We start from the raw sequence: 21,132 nt of genomic DNA on the forward strand, positions 1-21,132 counted from the left end.
CGATAAGGCCAGATCGAAAAATCAAATCGCGACGGGTGCTGGATTGTTCAAGGCGGATTTCATGACGGGGACGGCGGGCGTCTTTGGCGCGCTCTTTTTCACGATCGCGCTCATGATTGGGAGCGCACAGGCTGATCCCACGCCCGCCCCCACACCAGCCCCCGCTCCAGCCCCGGCCGCAACCAAACCGGCGGCCAAGCCAGCCGCCGCCCCGCCGGCCGCAAAGACCGTGACCGCCCCCAAGCCATTCGTTCCGATCGAGCCGCTGGTGGCGATCCAGAAAGCCAATTCCTATTTCAACGCCGCGACGACCATGGTCGGCGATTTCGTCCAGATCGGCGCCGATGGCAAACGCACCGAAGGCAAGATCTTCGTCCAGCGGCCGGGACGGCTGCGCTTCGAATATGCGGCGCCAGCAACCCTCGAGATCGTCGCGGACGGCCTCTCCGTCGCGGTGCACGACCGCAAGACGGCGACAAAGGACATCTATTTCATCAGCCAGACGCCGCTGAAATTCCTCTTGAAAGATCACGTTGACCTCGCCAACGACGTAAAGATCGTCGACGTCTCCAGCGACCCGAGCGCGGTCACGATCGTCGTCGAGGACAAGGCGACCTTCGGGGGCACCTCGCAGATCAAGCTCGTTTTCGATCCGGCGAAGTTCACGCTGAAGCAGTGGCAGGTCACCGATCCGCAAGGCTACGAGACCCTGATTTCGCTGTTCAATATCGATCTGACGAAGAAACCCGACCCAAATCTCTTTCAAATCACCCAAGAGCGCATGCTGAACACGAACAATTGACCCTTTCCGGCCCGTCCCGGGGCCGGTGGAAAGGTTGAAATCGGCTCGCGGCCATCCATTTTAGGGTCAGAGCGTTCCAACCGACCTCTGGCGTATGCCCCCCCGTTGCGCCGAGGTCAGGTTAAGCCGGCTCCCCCTCCCGGCGATGCGTCGCTCCATAGGCGTCCGGTTCTTAACGAGCCGGACGCCTTTTTTTTCACGAAGCTTTTTTCGCGAAGCTTTTTCCCCGCAGCCTCCTTTGTTCCCGCAGCCTCCCGAGGAAACTCCCTCCCCAGGGGCCGCACTTTCTGTGGGCTTCGATCAATCGTCCTTGCGGCGCGCGCGCCGGCATGTTCAATCGCGACCAGAATTGCGGAGCATGAAATGCGTTTGACCCTGGCCACCTGGAACATCAACTCGGTCCGGCTGCGCATCAATCTCGTCGCGCGATTCCTGCGCGAAAACGCCCCCGACGTTCTCTGCCTGCAGGAGACGAAATGCCGGGACGCCGAATTTCCCTTGGCGGAGTTCCACAAGCTCGGCTATTCCCATGTCGCCATCAACGGGCAGAAAGGCTACCACGGCGTCGCCATCGCCTCGAAACTGCCGCTGTCGGAGATCGACCGGCGCTCGTTCTGCGACAAGGGCGACGCCCGCCACCTCGCCGCGACCCTGACGCCGCAAGGCGCAGGCGGACGCGCGATCGCGGTTCACAATTTTTATGTCCCGGCCGGAGGCGACGAGCCGGACCCCGAGCTCAATCCGAAATTCGCCCACAAGCTCGCCTTCCTCGATGAAATGCGGGATTGGATGAGCGCGGACAAGATCGCGGGCAAGGACGCCATCATGGCGGGCGATCTCAATGTCGCGCCGCTCGAAACCGACGTCTGGAGCCATAAGGCGCTGCTCAAAGTGGTGAGCCACACGCCGGTCGAGGTCGAGAAACTCGGCCGCGTGCTCAAGTCCGGCCCCTGGATCGACGCGCTCCGGCATCACGTTCCGGCCGAAAAGAAACTTTATACGTGGTGGAGCTATCGATCGCCAGACTGGGCCAAGGCGGACAAGGGACGGCGGCTCGATCACGTCTGGGTCAGCGAAAGCCTGAAGCCGAACCTCGACGGAATGAGCGTCCTGCGCGAAAGCCGGGGCTGGGAGCGCCCTTCAGACCATGTTCCGGTCGTGGTTCACCTTTCGCTGTGAGCGTCCCTGACATTTAGAGCATATTCCGATTGGATTGAATCAATCCAATCTACAAGAATATGCTCAAGCCTTTGTTTTTGGAGCGATTTCTGATCGATCACATGATTTCATGCGATCGGAAAGCGCTCTAAGGGCTCATCAAGGAGCCGGCGCACCACCGCGAGCTCGCCGGTCATTCCCGTAAGCTTCGCGGCAAGGGTGTCGCGCAGATGCGCGGCGCTGGCGGGAAACTCGTTCAGCACGCGGCGAAACAGCTGGCGTGAAATCCGCAAGACGCTTGAGGGTTCGCGCGCGATCGCCGTCGCCGGCCTCAATGTTTCCGCAAGCAGGGCGAGTTCGCCGATGAGAGCCGGGTGCCGGACGATCCTCGCCGACGCCGCGCCCTGATCCGAAGCGTCGAGCGCGATGGATCCCGACAGAACCAGAAAGCCGCCGTTCGAGACTTCATCCTTCCGGAACAGCACGTCTCCTGCGCGAAGGATGCGGGTTTCGCCCGAAAACGCGATCAGCCGGAGCGCGCCCGGCTCCAGCACGGCGAGCGTCGGATTGGCGAGCAGTTTACCGGCGTCGTCCTCCAGCCCCATTGCGGCTCCTCTTGCCCAGCCGCGCGCGCGGCGAAGATCCTCAGGGGATCAGCTTGTAGCCGCCGGCCTCGGTCACAAGGATCTGCGCCTTGGCGGGATCTCGCTCGATTTTCTGCCGCAGCCGGTAGATATGCGTCTCCAGCGTATGCGTCGTGACATTCGAATTATAGCCCCACACCTCGCGCAACAGCACGTCCCTTGTGACGACGGATTGTCCGGCGCGGTAAAGGAAACGCAGGATCGCGGTCTCTTTTTCCGTGAGGTGAAGCTTGACGCCCTTTTCGTCGATCAGGACTTTCGCCCCCGGCTGGAAGGTGTATTGACCGATCCGAAACAGAGCCTCTTCATTGGTTTCGTGCTGGCGCAGATGAGCGCGCATGCGGGCCAGCAAGACCGCGAAGCGGAAAGGCTTCGTCACATAGTCGTTGGCGCCGGCGTCAAGGCCCTGCACGGCGTCAAGATCCGTGTCGTGGCCGGTCAGCATGATGATGGGATTTTTGAAGCCTTCCTCGCGCATCCGCTTAACAGCCTCGCGGCCATCCATGTCCGGCAGGCCGACGTCCATGATGATCAGGTCCGGCGTCTCCTTGCGCGAGGCGGTGAGCGCGCCCTGCGCGGTTTCCGCATGGACGGCCGAAAATTCTTCGTGGAGACTGAGTTGCTCGGAAAGAGCGGCGCGCAGATCGGGATCGTCGTCCGCGATCAGGATCTTCAAAACCTGGGTCATTGAATTGTCCTTGATGGGCCTTTCCCGCCGCGCTCAACAAGCCATCGGGCGGGAACGGGCTTTCTCCGTGTCTTAAGTGAATTCAAAAGCAATGGGTCCAAAAGCAAATGCTCGCCGCGGGTTCCGGCGAGGTTCATCATGCGAGAGTCCATCGCATTCACGTCCTTGGCAAGCTGAAAGCGCGGCCGACGCGGGACCTCGTTGAAAGGTTTGCGCAAGCCGAAAGAGCCGAGACCTCAAATAAGGCGGGGGAGTGAAAGACCTCTATGAAATCATTAAAAAAAACGCCCGTCGTCCCGACCGCGGGAAAAACCCGGCGGAACCCCGCCGGCCTCACCCGTCTCGTCGCGACATTAGCTCAAACGCAAGCTGGAGCACAAAAGTTCCGCACCGGCAGACTCCATGCCGGCTCGATGGTGATTCGCTGCGCGCTCGGCGCGGCCGGGGTGACCCACGCCAAGCGGGAAGGCGATCACGCCAGCCCCGCGGGACATTGGCGGCTGGTCGGCGGATATTTCCGCGCGGACCGGATCAAGAGGGGGCGGACGCCGCTGGCGATGCGGCCGGTTTCGCCGCACATGGGCTGGTGCGACGATCCCGGCAGCCCCGCCTACAACAAGATGGTCCTCTCGCCCTTCCGCGCCTCGCACGAAAAACTCTGGCGCGACGATCCTCTCTATGACGTCGTGATCGTCCTCGATTATAATATTCATCCGCGTCGCAAGGGGCGCGGCAGCGCGATCTTTCTCCATTGCGCCAGGCCCGACGCCGCGCCGACGGAGGGGTGCGTCGCGATCAGCGCGGACGATCTGCGCAGGCTTCTGCCGCGGCTTTCGCCAAGGACCATGCTGGTCATCAGGTGAAAATTCTGCGGTGAAAATTTTGGCGGCCAACCTGCAAGCCGCTAACAAGGAGGACGGCATGCAAACGGCGTCGATCCTGACCTGCCCCCTCTGCCATCACCGGTCGGCGGAGACCATGCCGCTCGACGCCTGCCAGTTCTTCTACGAATGCAAGGCCTGCGGGACCCTGCTGAAGCCAAAGACGGGCGATTGCTGCGTGTTCTGCTCCTATGGCGACACGCCCTGCCCGCCGGTTCAGGAGGCGCGGGCGAAGGGCGGCCCGACCTGCTGCGGCCCGGCCTGCTGCGGCCCCGCCGGCGCTTAAGCCCGACCCTCAGCGGGTGCCGAAAATGGCGCTGCCGACCCGCACGTGGGTCGCGCCAAGCTGGATCGCCAATTCGAAATCGGCGCTCATTCCCATCGACAAAATCTTGACGCCATTGCGCGCCCCGATCTTGTTCAGGAGCGCGAAATGTGGCGAGGCCATCTCGTCATGGGGCGGGATGCACATCAGGCCGGAAATCTCCAGCCCATGCTCGTTGCGGCACGCCGCGATGAAGGCGTCGGCGTCCTGCGGCGGAACTCCCGCCTTCTGCGGCTCGGCGCCCGTATTGATCTGAACGTAGAGACGCGGACGCCGGCCGGTTTTCGCCATCTCGGTTGCGAGCGCGCGCGCGATCTTGTCGCGGTCGACGGTCTCGATCACGTCGAAAAGCCTGACCGCGTCCTCCGCCTTGTTCGACTGCAGCGGGCCGATCAGATGAAGTTCGACGCCCGGATATTTTTCGCGCAGCGGCGGCCACTTTTCCATGGCCTCCTGCACCCGGTTTTCGCCGAAAATTCTTTGCCCGGCCTCGAGCACGGGTTCGACCTCCGGCGCGGCGAAGGTTTTCGAGACGCAGACAAGGGAGATCTCGCCAGGATCGCGGCCGCAATCGCGCGCCGCCTGGACGATGCGGCGGCGAATCTCTTCAAGCCGGATCGCGGGAGCGCCTTGATCGATGGGCAAGTCTTGATCGAGAATCGGGTGCAAGGTGGAGACTTTCGGGCTGGCGGTGGCGAGGGCGCCTCAAAGCGCTGAAACACAGCATAACATAGCCGATCGGCCAACGCGGACGAGGCCCGTTCACCCCGATGGCCGAAGCGCCCGTGCGGCGTTAATCCAATGTCGCGGCCACGCCATGAAACGAAATCGCGCCGATCCAGCGGGCGGTCGTCATCTTGCCGCGACGATGATCCTTCCGACCATCGCAATAGCGCATCTGGAAAGCGGCCCGTCAGGGGAGGCCCGACTCTTTATGCAAGCGCGATCGGGATTTGCCTGACGCCGTCGATGATTTACGATCGTCCCTTCGACATGGGCGGATATTTCGTCGCGCTGACGGCCCCCCTTTAAGTCATGCCGCAGTGAGAGCGGCGGCCGCCGCACCGTCAGGACGATTATGTTCACCACGCTTCAGGCCTATCGCGGCGTCGCGGCGCTCATGGTGGTTCTCTATCACACCGACGCGTTTTTGTGGCGATCCGGCAAGGAGTTTCACTATGGCTCGTTTCAGATTTTCGACTTTTTCGACGCGGGGGTGCAGCTCTTCTTCGTGCTCAGCGGCTTCATCATCTTGCGGACGCACCGGAACGATCTCGGCGATCGAACCCGCGCGAGGCTGTTTATCGAAAAACGAATCACAAGACTATATCCCGCCTATATCGCCGTGACCTGCCTCGTCATCCTGGAATATCTCGTTTTTCCCGAACTCGGCAAAAACGTCGATCTCGGTCTGGGCAACATCGTCTCGTCGCTCATGCTCTCCCCCTCAGGCCGCCAGCCTGTCGTCGCTCCTGCCTGGACGCTGGAGCATGAGATTCTCTTCTATGCTTTCTTTTCTCTGATGATCTTTAGGTTCAGATGGGGAATGGCGGCTTTTCTGGCCTGGCAGGCCGGATGCCTCGTCAATCTAATCGCCGGCGCAGATCAATTCCCGATGGACTTTTTCTTCTCCGCCAACAACCTACTCTTTCTGTTCGGCATGGGCGTCGCCGCCATCGCCGGGCGCGGGCGGCTCAGATATCCCGCCGCCGTCGCCGGCTTTGGCGCCGCCCTGCTTCTCGCGGCGGGCCTGCACCGGAGTTTTTCCGACGCCGTTCCGCCAGTCTCGGCCTATGTCATCCGGTATGGCCTCGGCGCCGCGATCCTCATCGCCGGGCTCGTCGAACTCGAGCGAAGTTCGCAACTGCGGGCGTCGAGAAGCTTGTGCATTCTGGGCGACGCGTCCTATGCGGTCTACCTCGTCCATTGCATGATTCTTTCGCTGGGCGTGAAGCTGTTCGTCAGCGGCGGCCTCGCCGGGGTTCTGCCGCCGGCCGTTTCGTTTGCGGCGCTCGCCCTTGCCGCCGTCGCCGCCGGCGTGTTTTTTCATTTCGCGGTCGAGATGCCCTTGACCAACGCCGTTCGGCGACGCTTTCAACGGGGCGCAGCGCCGGCGCGCGCCCTGATCGCCGGGTTTTCCGCCCAAGGCAAGGTTTCGGAGTTGACCGGGCGAACCAAATAATGGCGTGTACGCGATCACGCCGCAGCTTCGAATAACGAACGAGTTCAATGGACGTAGAGCGCTATAACGCCCGCGAAGTCGAACCCAGATGGCGCGAGCTTTGGGATCGATCGGGGACGTTTCTGACGCAGAACGGCGACTCCCGGCCCAAATATTATGTTCTTGAGATGTTCCCCTATCCATCGGGGCGCATCCACATGGGCCATGTCCGCAATTACACGATGGGCGATGTGATCGCGAGGTACAAGCGGGCGCGGGGATTCAACGTTCTTCATCCGATGGGCTGGGACGCGTTCGGCATGCCGGCCGAGAACGCGGCGATGCAGAACAACAGCCATCCGGCGGGCTGGACCTACGCCAATATCGCCAGCATGCGCGAGCAACTGAAGGCGATCGGCCTGTCGCTCGACTGGTCGCGCGAGATCGCCACCTGCGATCCGGGCTATTACAAACACCAGCAGAAATTGTTTCTGGACTTTCTGGCCGCCGGCCTCGTCGACCGCAAGCGCTCGAAGGTCAATTGGGACCCTGTCGATCATACCGTTCTCGCCAACGAGCAGGTGATCGACGGGCGGGGCTGGCGTTCGGGCGCCATCGTCGAACAGCGCGAACTGACGCAATGGTTCCTGAAAATCAGCACTTTCGCCGAGGAGCTGCTCGCCTCGCTCGACACTCTGGACCGCTGGCCTGAAAAGGTCCGCCTGATGCAGGCGAACTGGATCGGCCGCTCGGAGGGGCTCCTCATCCGCTTCGAGATCTTGCCGACGCCGCGCACGGCGGCGACCGAGCTTGAAGTCTATACGACGCGGCCGGACACTCTGTTCGGCGCGAAGTTTCTGGCGATCGCCCCCGACCATCCGCTCGCGCAGGACTGCGCCGAATCCGACCCGGGCCTCGCCGCCTTCATCGCCGAGTGCCAGCAGCGCGGAACCTCCGCGGAGGCGGTCGAGACAGGTGAAAAGAAGGGCTACGATACAGGATTGCGCGTGCGCCACCCGTTCGACGTCGAATGGCGCCTTCCGGTCTATGTCGCCAATTTCGTGCTGATGGATTACGGCACGGGCGCGGTCTTCGGCTGCCCTGCCCACGACCAGCGCGACCTCGATTTCGCCAACGCCTATGGCCTCGGGAACATTCCGGTCATCTGCCCCCCGGACGCCGACCCCGCGACCTTCAAGGTGACGGAGATCGCCTACGACGGCGAAGGAACCCTGATCAATTCGGGCTTCCTTGACGGGCTGTCGAGCGCGCAGGCGAAGGAGGAGGCCGCGCGGCGGCTCGAGGAAAGCTCCATCGGCAATCACCCGCAAGGCCGCCGCAAGGTCAATTACCGCCTTCGCGACTGGGGCGTTTCGCGCCAGCGCTATTGGGGCTGCCCGATTCCCGTCATCCATTGCGAGGCCTGCGGAGCGGTTCCGGTTCCCGCCGCCGACCTGCCGGTCGAATTGCCCAAGGACGTGACGTTCGGCGAACCCGGCAATCCGCTCGACCGGCATCCGACCTGGAAACACGTCCCCTGCCCGACCTGCGGCGGGCCCGCCCTGCGCGAGACGGACACGATGGACACGTTCGTCGATTCGTCCTGGTATTTCGCGCGGTTCACCGATCCACGGAACGAGACCGCCCCGACCAGCGTCGCCGCGGTCGAACACTGGCTGCCCGTCGATCAATATATCGGCGGCATCGAACACGCGATTCTGCATCTTCTCTACGCAAGGTTCTTCACCCGCGCGATGCAGGCGACGGGTCATGTCGGCGCCCTCAAGGAGCCGTTCGACGGGCTGTTCACCCAGGGCATGGTGGTGCACGAGACCTATCGCTCGCCGGCGGGAGACTGGCTCTATCCGGCCGATGTCCGGGTCGAGACCCAGGCCGGCGGCGCGCGCTCCGCGTTCCGGCTTGACGGCGGCGAGGAGGTCTCGATCGGCCCGATCGAGAAAATGTCGAAGTCGAAGCGCAATACGGTCGATCCGGACGAGATCATTCTCGCCTATGGCGCCGACACGGCGCGCTGGTTCGTCTTGTCCGATTCGCCTCCCGAGCGCGACGTGATCTGGACCGAGGAAGGCGTGCAGGGCTCGGCCAAATTCGTTCAGCGGCTGTGGCGTCTCGTCGACGAGCTCGCCGGCCTCGCCGCTCCGCCCGGAACTCCCGTTCCGCAGGGCCTGCCGGAGGGCGCCGCAGCGGTCCGCAAAGCCGTTCACGGCGCGCTGATCAAGGTCGAGGAGGACATCGAGCGGCTGCGTTTCAACCGCGCGGTCGCCCAGGTCCACGATCTGGCGAACAAGCTGTCGGCGGCGGTCGGCGCCATCGAATCCCCCGAGGTCGATGCAGGGATGCGCGCGGCCTTCCGCGAGGCCGCCGAGGTCCTCGTCTTGATGTTCGCGCCGATGATGCCGCATCTCGCCGAGGAATGCTGGGCGCGGCTGGGACATTCGACGCTCGCCGCGAACGCCCCCTGGCCCGCCGCCGACCGCGCGATTGTCGTCGAGGACACGATTACTCTGCCGGTGCAGGTCAACGGCAAGAAGCGCGCGGACCTCGTCCTCGATCGCGGCGCGGACACTCTTGCGATCGAGGCGGCCGCTCTCGCGCTCGAACAGGTCCAGCGCGCTCTTGAAGGGCGCCCGGTCAAGAAAGTCATCATCGTTCCGCAAAGGATCGTGAATGTCGTCGCCTGAACGAAAGCTCGCGCGCAAGGGATTCGCCGGCGCCGGTCTGCTGGCCGCCGGCTTGTCGCTGTCGGGCTGCTTCCAGCCGCTCTATGGAACCTTCAGCGCAGACGGGAACGTCGCGACGGAATTGCAGGCGATCGAAATCGATTCGGTCCCCGGCCGGCTCGGGCACTATCTCGTCAACGATCTCATTTTCGCCTTCAACGGCACGGGATCGCATGTCGCGCCGAAATATCGTCTCATCGTCAGCGTCCGCGAAAACGTGCAGACGCCTCTCGTCGACACCGTGACGGGGCTCGCCAGCGCGGCGTCGGTGGTGGTGAACGCCGACTACCGCCTGATCCCGGCCCAGGGCGGCGAGCCCATCGCCAAGGGCGTCGCCGTCGTCGCCGCGAGCTATGACCGCACCAGCCAGCGGTTCGCCAACATCCGCGCCGCCCGCGACGCCGAAATCCGCGACGCGCAGACGCTGTCGGACCAGATCCACACTGCAATCGCCGCCGCCCTCGCGACGCGGGGCTAAAGCGCGGAAAAGGCGATGGTCGCGGTCAAACACCATGAGGCCGACCGGTTCATCGCCCGCGGCGGCGCGAATATTTTTCTGTATCTCGTGTTCGGGACCGATCCGGGGCTCGTCGCCGAGCGGGTCCGCCGCATACTCGCGAGCGCCATCGACGATCCGAAGGATCCGTTCCAGCTGCTGCGGATGGATGGCGACGATCTCGCGGCCGACCCTCTCCGTCTCGCCGACGAGGCGAACACGATCCCGCTTTTCGGCGGCAGGCGGGCGGTCTGGATCGACGCGCAGGGCAAGGCCTTTGTTTCGGCGATCGAACCCGTCCTCAACGCGCCGCCAATCGGCTGCGTCATCGTCATCGCGGCGGGGGCGCTGAAAAAAGACTCCGCCCTGCGCAAGATCTGCGAGCGCGACAAGAACGCCGCCGCCATCGAATGCTATCCCGACAAAACCGAGGACATCGAACGCCTGATCGACGCCGAAGCCGCCGCCGCGGGTCTGTCGATCGCCCCCGACGCAAGGCTCGTCCTTGCGTCCATGCTCGGGCAGGACCGCGGCTCGACCCGGTCCGAACTCGCAAAGCTCATCCTCTTCGCGCATGGCGACGGCAGGATCCGGCTCGACCACGTCGAAGCCATCGTCTCCGACGCCTCGCGCCTCGTCCTCGACAACGCGGTCAACGAGGCCTTTCAGGGCGATCAGGCGGCCCTCGAAGCGAGCGCGCGGCGCGTTTTCAAGGATTTTGTCGATCCGAGCCAGCTGCTTGGCGCGGCGCTGAGGCATGCGATGGCGCTGCATCGCGCGCGTCTCGACATCGAAGGCCACGAAATCTCCGGTGCCTCCCAGCGCGAGGGACGGGGCTTTGCCGGCGGCGGCTACGGCCGGACGCAGGATTTCGAGCGCCACCTCCGGATCTGGAGCAGCGCGCGGCTCGCCCGCGTCATCGAAAACGTCGCGGCGGCGATCAGCCAGACCCGCCGGGAACCCAAACTCGCGGAGGCGATCGCCTTGCGCGCGCTCTGGACGGTCGCGGCGGGCGCCAAAAGCAAAGGCCCGGTTCGCTGACTTTTGAACTCCGGCCGCGCGCCGAATGTATTTGCAACAGCCAGGGTTGCGCCGCAAAAAGCGGTATGTTAGTTCACCACTCGCTTCGGGGTGGAGCTGCTGTCCCTCGCGTCTTTCCCATATCTCAGCTTCAATCCGCGCCTGACTTCGCTTTGCGGCTTTCATCAAAGAAAGCCCCGCGCCTTTGCTGGCGCGCATGGCGCTTCGCTTTTGGGGATTCGATTGCCGAAACAAGAGTCACTCGTTTCAGGAATGGCGGGACGCTACGCCCAGGCGCTCTTCGCGCTGGCGCAGGACTCCGGCGCCACGGACGAGATCGCCGCCGATCTCGCCAAGTTCTCCGGCCTTCTCGGCGAGAGCGAAGATTTGCGCCGTTTTGTGAAAAGCCCGGTCTTTTCCGCGGAGGAGCAGGTCAAGGCGCTCTCGGCGATCCTCGACAAAGCCGGCATCGCCGGCGCCGCCGCCAAATTCATCAAACTCACGGCGGTCAAGCGCCGCCTCTTCGCGATCGAGGACATGATCCGCGATTTCAACATCCTGAACGATTCCGCCAAGGGTCTGTCGCGCGCCATCGTGACGGTCGCCGAGCCGCTCAACCCCGACCATGTCGAGGCGCTGAAGGCCGCCCTCGCCAATGTCACCGGCGGCAAGAGCGTCGAAGTCGACGTCAAGCTGGATCCGTCGATCATTGGCGGGCTCATCGTCCAATTGGGCTCCCGCATGATCGACGGCTCGCTCAAGACGAAACTCAACTCGATCCGCACACGCATGAAAGAGGTCGGCTGATGGATATCCGCGCCGCGGAAATTTCCGCAATCCTCAAGAACGAAATCGCCAGCTTTGGCAACGAGGCCGCGGTCACCGAGGTCGGACAGGTCCTCTCGGTCGGCGACGGCATCGCCCGCGTCTACGGCCTCGATAATGTCCAGGCCGGCGAGATGGTCGAATTCGAGAACGGCGTGCGCGGCATGGCCCTGAATCTTGAAAGCGACAACGTCGGCATCGTTATTTTCGGCAGCGACCGCGACATCAAGGAAGGCCAGACGGTCAAGCGCACCGGCGCCATCGTCGACGTTCCGGTCGGCAAGGAGCTGCTCGGCCGCGTCGTGGACGCGCTCGGCAATCCCATCGACGGCAAGGGTCCGATCAACGCCACGCGGCGCGCCCGCGTCGACGTCAAGGCGCCCGGCATCATTCCGCGCAAATCCGTGCATGAGCCGATGGCGACCGGCCTCAAGGCGATCGACGCCTTGATCCCGATCGGCCGCGGCCAGCGCGAACTCATCATCGGCGACCGGCAGACCGGCAAGACCGCCGTCGCCCTCGACGCCATCCTCAACCAGAAATCGATCAATCAGGGCACGGACGAATTCGCCAAGCTCTATTGCGTCTACGTCGCCATCGGCCAGAAGCGCTCGACCGTCGCCCAGTTCGTGAAGGTTCTCGAAGAGCAGGGCGCGCTGCAATATTCGATCATCGTGGCGGCGACCGCGTCCGATCCGGCGCCGATGCAGTTCCTCGCGCCGTTCGCCGGCTGCGCCATGGGTGAATATTTCCGCGACAACGCCATGCATGCGCTGATCGTCTATGACGATCTGTCCAAACAGGCCGTCGCCTATCGTCAGATGTCGCTTCTGCTGCGCCGTCCGCCGGGACGCGAGGCCTATCCCGGCGACGTCTTCTATCTGCATTCGCGTCTTCTGGAGCGCGCGGCGAAGCTGAACGATTCCGAAGGAGCCGGTTCCCTCACCGCGCTTCCGGTGATCGAGACCCAGGCGAACGACGTCTCGGCCTATATTCCGACCAACGTGATTTCGATCACCGACGGCCAGATCTTCCTTGAAACCGACCTTTTCTATCAGGGCATCCGCCCAGCCGTGAACGTTGGCCTTTCGGTCTCGCGCGTCGGCTCGTCGGCGCAGACCAAATCGATGAAAAAGGTCGCCGGCAAGATCAAGGGCGAACTCGCGCAATACCGCGAAATGGCGGCCTTCGCCCAGTTTGGCTCCGATCTCGACGCGACGACCCAGCGTCTGCTCGCCCGTGGCGCGCGCCTCACCGAACTTTTGAAACAGCCGCAGTTCTCGCCCCTCAAGATCGAGGAGCAGGTCGTGGTGATTTACGCCGGCGTCAACGGCTACCTCGACGCAATCCCCGTCAATCGGGTGCGCGCTTTCGAGGACGGTCTTCTCGCGCTCGTGCGCACCTCGCATGGGGATCTGCTCGAAACGATCCGGACCTCGAAGGATCTCTCCGACGAATCCGGCAAGCAGCTCAAGGCGATCGTCGACGCCTACGCAAAGAATTTTGCGTAAGCGGCGGCGCCGTTTAGAACTCCCGCGCGCCCTGCCGGCGCGCGTCACGACCAGGATATCGAGCGTCTCTTCTGACCGCATGACTTCACGCGATCAGACGTCGTTCTAGCGAAGCGGACAAGCCATGCCCTCGTTGAAGGATCTGCGCAATCGGATCGCCTCCGTCAAGGCGACGCAGAAGATCACCAAGGCGATGCAGATGGTCGCGGCGGCGAAGCTGCGCCGGGCGCAGAACGCGGCTGAAGCCGCCCGGCCCTACGCCGAGCGGATGGATCGCGTTCTGACCAGCCTCGCGGCCTCGATCGGACCCGGCGCACAGGCGCCCGCCCTGCTCGCGGGCACTGGCCGGGACGATGTTCATCTCCTGATCGTCTGCACGGCGGAGCGCGGCCTTTGCGGCGCCTTCAACTCGTCCATCGCGCGGCTCGCCCGGGACACGGCGAACTCGCTGATGGCGCAAGGCAAGACGGTCAAGATCATCTGCATCGGCAAGAAAGGTTTCGACCTCCTGCGCCGGCAGTTCGAAAAACAGATTCTCGAAGTCGTCGACCTGCGCGGGATCCGCTCGCTTTCGTTCGCCGACGCCGACACGATCGGCCGCAAGATCGTTTCCCTTTACGCCGCGGGAGAATTCGACGTCTGCACGTTGTTCTTCTCGCGCTTCAAGTCGGTCATTTCGCAAATTCCGACCGCGCAACGCCTGATCCCCCTGGGCCTCGCCGAAGGCGAACCGGCCGCGGCGCCGGCGGCCGTCTACGATTACGAGCCGGACGAAGAACAAATCCTGGCGACACTGCTGCCGCGAAACATTTCAATCCAGGTCTTGCGCGCGCTGCTCGAGAACGCCGCCTCCGAACAAGGCGCCCGCATGAGCGCGATGGACAACGCCTCGCGCAACGCCGGCGACATGATCAAGAAACAGACGATGAAGTACAACCGTTCGCGCCAGGCGATGATCACCAAGGAACTGATCGAGATCATCTCCGGCGCCGAGGCGCTTTAGGCCGTCGTGATTTTTCAAAGAGCTTAAGATAGTCAAGAGGACGAACCATGGCTGACGCCGCATCCACCACGCCAACAGGCCACGTCACGCAGGTCATCGGCGCCGTCGTCGACGTGAAATTCGACGGCAACCTGCCGGAGATTCTCAATGCGCTCGAAACCGAGAACGGCGGCAACAGGCTCGTGCTCGAAGTCGCACAGCATCTTGGCGAAAATTCCGTGCGCTGCATCGCGATGGACATCACCGAGGGACTGACCCGCGGCCAGCCGGTGAGGGACACCGGCGCGCCGATCATGGTTCCGGTCGGCGAGGCGTGCCTTGGCCGCATCATCAACGTGATCGGCGAGCCGGTCGATGAACTCGGCCCGGTCAACGCGAACGACCGCCGCGCCATTCATCAACCCGCGCCCACCTACGCCGAACAGGCGACGGAAGCGCAGATCCTCGAGACCGGCATCAAGGTCGTCGATCTTCTCGCGCCCTACGCCAAGGGCGGCAAGATCGGCCTCTTCGGCGGCGCTGGCGTCGGCAAGACCGTGCTGATCATGGAGCTCATCAACAACATCGCCAAGGCCCACGGCGGCTATTCGGTGTTCGCCGGCGTCGGCGAACGGACCCGCGAAGGCAACGATCTCTACCACGAAATGATCGAGTCGAAGGTCAACGTCGATCCGCACGAACACGGCGGCTCCGCCAAGGGCTCGAAATGCGCCCTCGTCTACGGCCAGATGAACGAGCCGCCGGGCGCCCGCGCCCGCGTCGCCCTCACCGGCCTCACCGTCGCCGAAGATTTCCGCGACAAGGGCCAGGACGTGCTGTTCTTCGTCGACAACATTTTCCGCTTCACCCAGGCCGGCTCGGAAGTGTCCGCGCTACTCGGGCGCATTCCTTCGGCGGTGGGCTATCAGCCGACCCTCGCGACCGACATGGGCGCCTTGCAGGAGCGCATCACGACAACGACCAAAGGCTCGATCACGTCGGTTCAGGCGATCTACGTGCCCGCCGATGATTTGACCGATCCGGCTCCTGCGACGTCCTTCGCCCATCTTGACGCGACGACGGTGCTCTCGCGCGCCATCGCCGAAAAGGGCATCTATCCCGCGGTCGATCCTCTGGATTCGACCTCGCGCATGCTCTCGCCGCTGATTGTCGGCGAAGAACATTACGGCGTCGCGCGTCAGGTGCAGCAGCTTCTCCAGCGCTACAAGGGCCTGCAGGACATCATCGCCATTCTCGGCATGGACGAATTATCGGAAGAAGACAAACTGACCGTCGCCCGCGCCCGCAAGATCGAACGCTTCCTGTCGCAGCCGTTCCATGTCGCCGAAGTCTTCACCGGATCGCCGGGCAAGCTGGTCTCGCTGGCCGATACGATCAAGGGCTTCAAGGGACTTGCCGAAGGCAAGTACGATCATTTGCCCGAGGCGGCGTTCTATATGGTCGGCTCCATCGACGAAGCGATCGAAAAGGCGCAGAAGCTCGCCGCCGAGGCCGCCTAAAGGCCATTGACGATCGGCCTGCCGCGTTGAGCGGCGACTCGCATTCCGATGCGGGCGCCGGGCCGAAGACAAAATGATTCCGAGGATGCGACATGCCGGCTTTTCACTTCGAACTGGTTTCTCCTGAAAGACTCGTCTTCGCCGGAGAGGTCGAGGCCGTCGTGGTGTCGGGAACCGAAGGCGAGTTTACGGTCCTGAAGGACCATTCGCCGATGATGTCGACGATGAAGCCGGGCGTGCTCGAGATCGCCGAGACCGCGTCGAAGAAGGCGCGGTTTTTCGTGCGCGGCGGCTTCGCCGACGTCGCGCCGTCCGGGCTGACGATTCTCGCCGAATTCGCCATTCCGATCGAGGAGCTCGACGGCGCCAAACTCGCGGCCGACGTCAAGGACGCCGAAGAAGACGTCGCGGACGCGGCGACCGACGAGGCGCGCCGTCTTGCGGCCGAAAAACGCGATCAATTGCTCGAACTGAAAAACGCGCTGAAGCTGTAAGGCGCGTGCAGATCCAGCGTCGGCGCCCTTGACGGCTGGCGGCGGCGTGGTCAAACTCTCCGCGCTGTCGGAATTCGTCTCTCCGGAGAGATATCCTGAGACGCATGCGGGCGTAGTTCAATGGCAGAACGGCAGCTTCCCAAGCTGCATACGAGGGTTCGATTCCCTTCGCCCGCTCCAGACCGATCCGCATTGATCTCCGGCATTGAACGTTAGAGCATAGTCCGATTGGATTGAATCCATCCAATCGACAAGAATGATCGCTCTGCGGACGGGTTTCCGCCCGGAGCGCTCGTACGGGACGTGCGGAGAGCGCCGGAGACGTCTATATTCCCTGTATGGATTCGAAAGACCTTTTCAAAGCCTTGACCTTTGGCCGCCCCGTCGCCGCCGGGGCCGCAGCTTCCTTGAGCTTGCGCTCCCTGCGGGACGCCGGTCTGGCGCTGGCCGTCCTGACCGGCGCCTTCATCGCGCTTCAGCTGCTCGGCGCCTCCCCGGCCTTTGCGCAAGCTGACCCCTTCGCCTGGTTCGAGCAGCTGTTCAAACCTCCGGCGGCAAACCGCGCCGTAAAGCCCAAATCGGAATTCCACCGCGCCGCGCCCTCGCACCATCTGCAAAGGTCGAGGCCGGCTTTCAGATCAGGCGAGCGGTCCTTCGAACGTGCGCCGGGGTCACGGACGCTCGAGCGCACCCACAAAAGGCTGGTCGAGAAGCCGGCCGAAAAACCACCCGAGAAGCCCGCCGTTCCGCCCACCTATTTCGTCGCCGTGATCGGCGATAGCCTCGCCGAATTGCTTGGACAGGGGCTGGGCGTGGCGCTCGCCGACAGGCCCGAAGTCGGGATCCTTCAAAAAGCGAAAGAAAACAGCGGCCTCGTGCGCGATGATTTCTACGACTGGACGAAGGCCACGCATGACCTTCTCGCCAGCGGCGAAAAGATCGACTTCGCCGTGATGATGATCGGCAGCAACGACCGCCAGTCTTTGCGCAATGCGAACGGCTCCTTTGAACCTCGCTCGCCGGAATGGGAGGAGGCCTATGCCCACCGGATCGAAGCCATCGCGAGCCAGTTCCGCGAACGTAAGATTCCGCTGGTCTGGGTCGGCCTGCCCGCCTTGAAAAGCGAACGTCTGTCGGAGGACGCCATCGCGCTCAACGAATTCTTCCGTGAATATGCGGTGAAAAATGGCGCCATCTATGTCGACGCCTGGGAACCGTTCGTGGACGAACTTGAGCAATACAGCGCTTTTGGCCCCGACATCGACGGCCAGATCGTCCGTTTGCGCACCGCCGATGGCGTTCATTTCACCAAGGCCGGAGCGCGCAAGCTCGCCCATTTCGTCGAGCCGGAAATCCGCCGCCGCCTCGATGAACTCCACCCCCCCGCCAATCCGGATGACGCAAACGCGCCGGCCGCGGTCGAAACCGGGCAGCCGCCCCTGACCGAAGGGCCTCCGGCGCCGCAGGAAGCTTCCCTTCCCCCGGCCGACGAGCCCGCTCCCTTGCCTCCCAAACCGGCGGCGGGGCCCGTACTTCCCCTGACGGGGCCGGTTCTCGCGCCACGCGGGGAACTCGCCACCCGGATGATTCAGACAAAACCGGCGGCCGCGAATCGCCCACAAACCCTCGTCAAAAACGCGCCGTCCGAGCCAAAGCCAGGCCGGGCGGATGATTTCAGCTGGCCCAGACCCTGACTCTCAACATAAAAGCGCCACATTTACCGTCCCGCGACGGAACAAATCGCACAGCTTGAGCGTTGGAAGCTCGTTAAGAGATCTTATCGAGGTTTCACACGGGGTTTTCGGAGATGCGCAAGGTCAGCATGGGAGTCGCAATTGCCGCGGCGGCAGTGGCGGGTGTTCTTTTCTCAACGGGCGCGCAAGCGTTCGACTCTGGATCGTCTTCCAATCTGATCCTTGGCCCGCAACCGCATGGGCAGGTCCATCGGGCGAATTTGCCAACAGAGCTGAACCGCGAAGTTGCTCCGACCCGCACCGAAGTGGACGATCCGACCGGCGAACATCCGGGCACGATCACCGTCGATTCCAGGAACCGCTACCTTTATCTCTCGATGGAAGGCGGACGGTCGATGCGCTACGACATCGGCGTCGGCCGCGAGGGATTCGCCTGGTCCGGGCGCGCCTATGTCGGGCGCCGGGCCGAATGGCCGGCGTGGACGCCCCCCGCCGATATGTTGAAGCGCCGCCCTGAACTGCCGCGCGTCATGAAAGGCGGCATCGCCAATCCGCTCGGGGCGCGCGCGATGTATCTTTATAATGGCCATGGCGATACGATGTTTCGCATTCACGGCACCAACGAGCCCGACACGATCGGACAAGCCGTCTCCTCCGGCTGCATTCGTCTCCTCAACGACGACATTGTCGATCTTTATGAAAGAGTGAAGGTTGGAGCGACGGTCGTCGTGCTATAAGCGCACAGGCGGCCGGACGGCGCGAAATTGATTGGATTGCAAGGCTTGGATTGCAAGGCTTGGGACAGGTTCTCGTGACAAGATCAAGCTTCCGCCAAATCGCCGCTTTTCGCCGGTAGCGGTCCGGTCCTGTTTTCGAGCCGAAGCTTTGATGAGTTTTCCTATGCGCCGATCGGGCCGTTGTTTCGTTCGGGCCGCCACCGCTTTGTCGGCGGCGGCCTTCATTCTTGGCGGATTGTTTTTCGCAGCCCCCGATCCGGCGTTCGCGCAATACCGGAATTATTCGGGCTATCAGGCCTATCCGGCCTATCCGCCTTATGCGTATCCGGCCTATCCCGATGTTTTTCCGGAGGATCTGCCGCCGGCCTATCGCGGCTATCCTTATTCCTATGCGGCCCCGAACCCTTACGAATCGGGCGCTGGCCGTCCCGTTAGGCGCGCCTCTCGCGAACCCTACGGCGACGGCGATCAGGAACTGCGCGTCGATCCCTCGCAAAGGACCGCCGCACTGGTCCGCAACCCGACCAGCGAGGCGCCGGGAACGATCGTCATCGATACGCGCTCTCGGCATCTGTATCTGGTGCAGCCGGGCGGCGAGGCGATTCAGTACGGGATCGGCGTCGGGCGCCAGGGATTTGAATGGAGGGGCGTCGCCCGCGTCGGCCGCAAGGCCGAATGGCCGCGCTGGATTCCGCCGAAGGAAATGCTGCAGCGCCGCCCCGACCTGCCGGACCAGATGGAGGGCGGTCTTGAAAATCCGCTCGGCGCGCGCGCGCTCTATCTCTACCAGGGGAACCGGGACACCATGTTCCGCATCCACGGCACGAACGAGCCCGATTCGATCGGCAAGGCGGTGTCGTCAGGCTGCATCCGTATGATGAACGCCGACGTCATCGACCTCTATCAAAGAGTGGGCGTCGGCGCGCGGGTCGTGGTGCTGTAGCCCTCCCGACGCCGAGGCCATCGGTCGCTTCGACGTCACCCCGGCAGAACACGTCACCCTGGGAGGACGCTCGATCCCATCAGGAACGTATCGACCGACCGCGCCGCCTGGCGCCCTTCCCGGATCGCCCAGACAACAAGCGACTGGCCGCGCCGCATGTCGCCGCAGGCGAAGACATGACCGAGCGACGTCTTGTACCCCAAAGTATCGGCGGCGACGTTGCCGCGGGCGTCCAGCGCGACCCCGAGATTGTGCAACAGCCCCTCATGGATCGGCGAAACGAAGCCCATGGCGAGGAGAACGAGGTCGGCTCTAAGTTCAAATTCGCCGCCAGGAATTTCTTTCAGATGCTCGTCGAGCCGCACGCAACGGATCTTCTTTACCGCGCCTTCTTCGCCGATGAACGCCTTGGTCAGCACTGAAAAGTCCCGCTTCGCGCCTTCTTCCTGCGAAGAGGAAGTGCGCATCTTCAGCGGCCAGTTCGGCCAGGTCAGCAGCTTGTTTTCCTTTTCCGGCGGCTGCGGCATGATTTCCAGTTGCGTCACCGAGAGCGCGCCCTGGCGGATCGAGGTGCCGATGCAATCGGAGCCGGTGTCGCCGCCGCCGATAACGACGACATGTTTCGCGCCGGCAAGGATCGGTTCGTTGGTGTGAATCGGCTCGCGGCCGACGCGGCGGTTCTGCTGCGGCAGAAAATCCATGGCGAAATGAACGCCGGCGAGTTCCCGCCCCTCGATCAGGAGGTCGCGCGGCTTTTCCGCGCCGCCGGAAAGAACGACGGCGTCGTAGCCGGCGAGGAGTTCATCGGCTCCAAGATCGACGCCGACATTGACGCCCATATGAAAAACCACGCCTTCGGCATTCATCTGCTCGACGCGGCGGTCGATCAGAAACTTCTCCATCTTGAAGTCGGGGATGCCATAGCGCAGCAATCCGCCCGCCTTGGCGTGCTTTTCGAAGACATGCACGTCGTGGCCGACCCGCGCCAATTGCTGCGCGCAGGCGAGCCCCGCCGGCCCCGAGCCGACGACGGCGACCTTTTTCGACGTCTTCTTCGCGGCGGGCTCGGGCTTGATCCAGCCGTTTTTCCAGGCCCGGTCGACGATCGCGCATTCGATCGTCTTGATCGTCACCGGAGCGTCGCTGAGGTTCAGCGTGCAGGACGCCTCGCACGGCGCCGGACAGATGCGGCCGGTGAACTCGGGGAAATTATTGGTCGAATGAAGGTTGAGCGAGGCTTCCTTCCAATCGGAATGGTAGACGAGGTCGTTCCAATCCGGGATCTGATTGTTGACCGGGCAGCCCGAGTGGCAATACGGAATGCCGCAGTTCATGCAGCGCGCCGCCTGATCCTTGGTCGCCTCTTCCGACAGCGGAATGACGAATTCCTTGTAGTGGCGAATGCGGTCGGACGCGGGCGCGTAGCGCCGGTCGCGCCGGTCGATTTCCAGAAATCCCGTCACCTTGCCCATTTGTCATCCTTCAGCCGCCGCCGCGTCGCGGCGAGCGC

General features: G+C 63.3%; 20 protein-coding genes and 1 tRNA gene. 17 read left to right on the top strand and 4 right to left on the bottom strand.

The features are described 5' to 3' along the window. Window positions 1-61: 61 nt before the first annotated feature. Together BM177_RS12400 and xth are read left to right on the top strand one after the other, a co-directional pair. On the top strand, window positions 62-802 hold the full coding sequence (locus BM177_RS12400) for an outer-membrane lipoprotein carrier protein LolA (RefSeq protein ID WP_244532285.1): 741 nt from the start codon (window positions 62-64) through the stop codon (window positions 800-802). Between the two features lie 363 nt (window positions 803-1,165). After that, the gene (xth, locus tag BM177_RS12405; RefSeq protein WP_091682824.1) at window positions 1,166-1,981 is read left to right on the top strand and encodes an exodeoxyribonuclease III; all 816 of its coding nucleotides are present in this window, start codon (window positions 1,166-1,168) and stop codon (window positions 1,979-1,981) included. Window positions 1,982-2,088: 107 nt separating this feature from the next. Here the strand turns inward: xth and BM177_RS12410 are convergent, their stop codons facing one another. After that, the gene (locus BM177_RS12410; protein ID WP_091682826.1) at window positions 2,089-2,565 is read right to left on the bottom strand and encodes a cyclic nucleotide-binding domain-containing protein; all 477 of its coding nucleotides are present in this window, start codon (window positions 2,563-2,565) and stop codon (window positions 2,089-2,091) included. A 40-nt stretch (window positions 2,566-2,605) separates the two neighbouring features. Then, window positions 2,606-3,292, bottom strand: a complete 687-nt coding sequence (locus BM177_RS12415; RefSeq protein WP_091682828.1) for a response regulator transcription factor — start codon at window positions 3,290-3,292, stop codon at window positions 2,606-2,608. Between the two features lie 266 nt (window positions 3,293-3,558). Between BM177_RS12415 and BM177_RS12420 the strand changes: the two genes are divergently transcribed. Together BM177_RS12420 and BM177_RS12425 are read left to right on the top strand one after the other, a co-directional pair. After that, a complete protein-coding gene (locus BM177_RS12420; protein ID WP_091682830.1) occupies window positions 3,559-4,155 on the top strand; it encodes a L,D-transpeptidase family protein in 597 nt (198 codons plus the stop codon). Between the two features lie 58 nt (window positions 4,156-4,213). After that, entirely contained in the window at window positions 4,214-4,459 is a 246-nt protein-coding gene (locus BM177_RS12425) for a GDCCVxC domain-containing (seleno)protein (RefSeq protein ID WP_091682960.1), read from the top strand. Window positions 4,460-4,468: 9 nt separating this feature from the next. Here the strand turns inward: BM177_RS12425 and BM177_RS12430 are convergent, their stop codons facing one another. Continuing rightward, window positions 4,469-5,143: a YggS family pyridoxal phosphate-dependent enzyme gene (locus BM177_RS12430; RefSeq protein WP_425284395.1), complete on the bottom strand. Its 675-nt coding sequence runs from the start codon at window positions 5,141-5,143 to the stop codon at window positions 4,469-4,471. A 433-nt stretch (window positions 5,144-5,576) separates the two neighbouring features. On the opposite strand from BM177_RS12430, the gene BM177_RS12435 reads away from it, so the two are divergent. From BM177_RS12435 to BM177_RS12495, 13 genes are all read left to right on the top strand, one after another. Continuing rightward, on the top strand, window positions 5,577-6,680 hold the full coding sequence (locus BM177_RS12435; protein WP_091682832.1) for an acyltransferase family protein: 1,104 nt from the start codon (window positions 5,577-5,579) through the stop codon (window positions 6,678-6,680). Window positions 6,681-6,727: 47 nt separating this feature from the next. Beyond that, entirely contained in the window at window positions 6,728-9,361 is a 2,634-nt protein-coding gene (leuS, locus tag BM177_RS12440; RefSeq protein ID WP_091682834.1) for a leucine--tRNA ligase, read from the top strand. Further along, complete coding sequence (locus tag BM177_RS12445; protein WP_091682836.1) at window positions 9,348-9,878, top strand: LPS assembly lipoprotein LptE; 531 nt, start codon at window positions 9,348-9,350, stop codon at window positions 9,876-9,878. Before leuS ends, BM177_RS12445 begins: the two co-directional genes overlap by 14 nt. Window positions 9,879-9,893: 15 nt before the next feature. Beyond that, entirely contained in the window at window positions 9,894-10,937 is a 1,044-nt protein-coding gene (gene holA / locus BM177_RS12450) for a DNA polymerase III subunit delta (RefSeq protein WP_091682838.1), read from the top strand. 222 nt (window positions 10,938-11,159) lie between these two features. Further along, on the top strand, window positions 11,160-11,723 hold the full coding sequence (locus BM177_RS12455) for a F0F1 ATP synthase subunit delta (protein WP_091682965.1): 564 nt from the start codon (window positions 11,160-11,162) through the stop codon (window positions 11,721-11,723). Continuing rightward, window positions 11,723-13,252 (top strand): F0F1 ATP synthase subunit alpha, encoded by a 1,530-nt coding sequence (atpA, locus tag BM177_RS12460; protein WP_091682840.1) that lies wholly within the window; start codon window positions 11,723-11,725, stop codon window positions 13,250-13,252. Before BM177_RS12455 ends, atpA begins: the two co-directional genes overlap by 1 nt. A gap of 124 nt (window positions 13,253-13,376) precedes the next feature. Next, window positions 13,377-14,255, top strand: coding sequence for a F0F1 ATP synthase subunit gamma (locus tag BM177_RS12465; protein ID WP_091682843.1), 879 nt, complete (start codon window positions 13,377-13,379; stop codon window positions 14,253-14,255). A 47-nt stretch (window positions 14,256-14,302) separates the two neighbouring features. Then, window positions 14,303-15,754 (top strand): F0F1 ATP synthase subunit beta, encoded by a 1,452-nt coding sequence (gene atpD / locus BM177_RS12470; protein ID WP_091682845.1) that lies wholly within the window; start codon window positions 14,303-14,305, stop codon window positions 15,752-15,754. Window positions 15,755-15,846: 92 nt separating this feature from the next. Next, on the top strand, window positions 15,847-16,248 hold the full coding sequence (locus BM177_RS12475; RefSeq protein ID WP_091682848.1) for a F0F1 ATP synthase subunit epsilon: 402 nt from the start codon (window positions 15,847-15,849) through the stop codon (window positions 16,246-16,248). A gap of 106 nt (window positions 16,249-16,354) precedes the next feature. Further along, window positions 16,355-16,428: transfer RNA gene (locus BM177_RS12480), tRNA-Gly, on the top strand. Between the two features lie 185 nt (window positions 16,429-16,613). Further along, window positions 16,614-17,942 (top strand): SGNH/GDSL hydrolase family protein, encoded by a 1,329-nt coding sequence (locus BM177_RS12485; protein WP_175492592.1) that lies wholly within the window; start codon window positions 16,614-16,616, stop codon window positions 17,940-17,942. A 113-nt stretch (window positions 17,943-18,055) separates the two neighbouring features. After that, the gene (locus BM177_RS12490; protein WP_244532286.1) at window positions 18,056-18,679 is read left to right on the top strand and encodes a L,D-transpeptidase; all 624 of its coding nucleotides are present in this window, start codon (window positions 18,056-18,058) and stop codon (window positions 18,677-18,679) included. 151 nt (window positions 18,680-18,830) lie between these two features. Next, on the top strand, window positions 18,831-19,622 hold the full coding sequence (locus tag BM177_RS12495; RefSeq protein ID WP_244532287.1) for a L,D-transpeptidase: 792 nt from the start codon (window positions 18,831-18,833) through the stop codon (window positions 19,620-19,622). Between the two features lie 53 nt (window positions 19,623-19,675). Here BM177_RS12495 and BM177_RS12500 read toward each other — a convergent pair whose 3' ends face one another. Further along, a complete protein-coding gene (locus BM177_RS12500) occupies window positions 19,676-21,094 on the bottom strand; it encodes a glutamate synthase subunit beta (RefSeq protein ID WP_091682854.1) in 1,419 nt (472 codons plus the stop codon). Window positions 21,095-21,132: the final 38 nt, after the last annotated feature.

This window comes from Methylocapsa palsarum, assembly GCF_900114285.1.
In the GTDB taxonomy this organism is placed as follows: Bacteria; Pseudomonadota; Alphaproteobacteria; order Rhizobiales; family Beijerinckiaceae; genus Methylocapsa; species Methylocapsa palsarum.

Excerpts from the sequence above, each read along its gene's own strand:
- BM177_RS12410 (WP_091682826.1), bottom strand. The coding sequence starts at position 2,565 with ATGGGGCTGGAGGACGACGCCGGTAAACTGCTCGCCAATCCGACGCTC.
- BM177_RS12400 (WP_244532285.1), top strand. The coding sequence starts at position 62 with ATGACGGGGACGGCGGGCGTCTTTGGCGCGCTCTTTTTCACGATCGCG.
- holA (WP_091682838.1), top strand. The coding sequence starts at position 9,894 with ATGGTCGCGGTCAAACACCATGAGGCCGACCGGTTCATCGCCCGCGGC.
- BM177_RS12465 (WP_091682843.1), top strand. The coding sequence starts at position 13,377 with ATGCCCTCGTTGAAGGATCTGCGCAATCGGATCGCCTCCGTCAAGGCG.
- BM177_RS12495 (WP_244532287.1), top strand. The coding sequence starts at position 18,831 with ATGAGTTTTCCTATGCGCCGATCGGGCCGTTGTTTCGTTCGGGCCGCC.
- BM177_RS12475 (WP_091682848.1), top strand. The coding sequence starts at position 15,847 with ATGCCGGCTTTTCACTTCGAACTGGTTTCTCCTGAAAGACTCGTCTTC.
- BM177_RS12490 (WP_244532286.1), top strand. The coding sequence starts at position 18,056 with ATGCGCAAGGTCAGCATGGGAGTCGCAATTGCCGCGGCGGCAGTGGCG.
- BM177_RS12435 (WP_091682832.1), top strand. The coding sequence starts at position 5,577 with ATGTTCACCACGCTTCAGGCCTATCGCGGCGTCGCGGCGCTCATGGTG.
- BM177_RS12445 (WP_091682836.1), top strand. The coding sequence starts at position 9,348 with ATGTCGTCGCCTGAACGAAAGCTCGCGCGCAAGGGATTCGCCGGCGCC.
- BM177_RS12500 (WP_091682854.1), bottom strand. The coding sequence starts at position 21,094 with ATGGGCAAGGTGACGGGATTTCTGGAAATCGACCGGCGCGACCGGCGC.
- atpA (WP_091682840.1), top strand. The coding sequence starts at position 11,723 with ATGGATATCCGCGCCGCGGAAATTTCCGCAATCCTCAAGAACGAAATC.
- BM177_RS12420 (WP_091682830.1), top strand. The coding sequence starts at position 3,559 with ATGAAATCATTAAAAAAAACGCCCGTCGTCCCGACCGCGGGAAAAACC.
- atpD (WP_091682845.1), top strand. The coding sequence starts at position 14,303 with ATGGCTGACGCCGCATCCACCACGCCAACAGGCCACGTCACGCAGGTC.
- xth (WP_091682824.1), top strand. The coding sequence starts at position 1,166 with ATGCGTTTGACCCTGGCCACCTGGAACATCAACTCGGTCCGGCTGCGC.
- BM177_RS12415 (WP_091682828.1), bottom strand. The coding sequence starts at position 3,292 with ATGACCCAGGTTTTGAAGATCCTGATCGCGGACGACGATCCCGATCTG.
- BM177_RS12425 (WP_091682960.1), top strand. The coding sequence starts at position 4,214 with ATGCAAACGGCGTCGATCCTGACCTGCCCCCTCTGCCATCACCGGTCG.
- leuS (WP_091682834.1), top strand. The coding sequence starts at position 6,728 with ATGGACGTAGAGCGCTATAACGCCCGCGAAGTCGAACCCAGATGGCGC.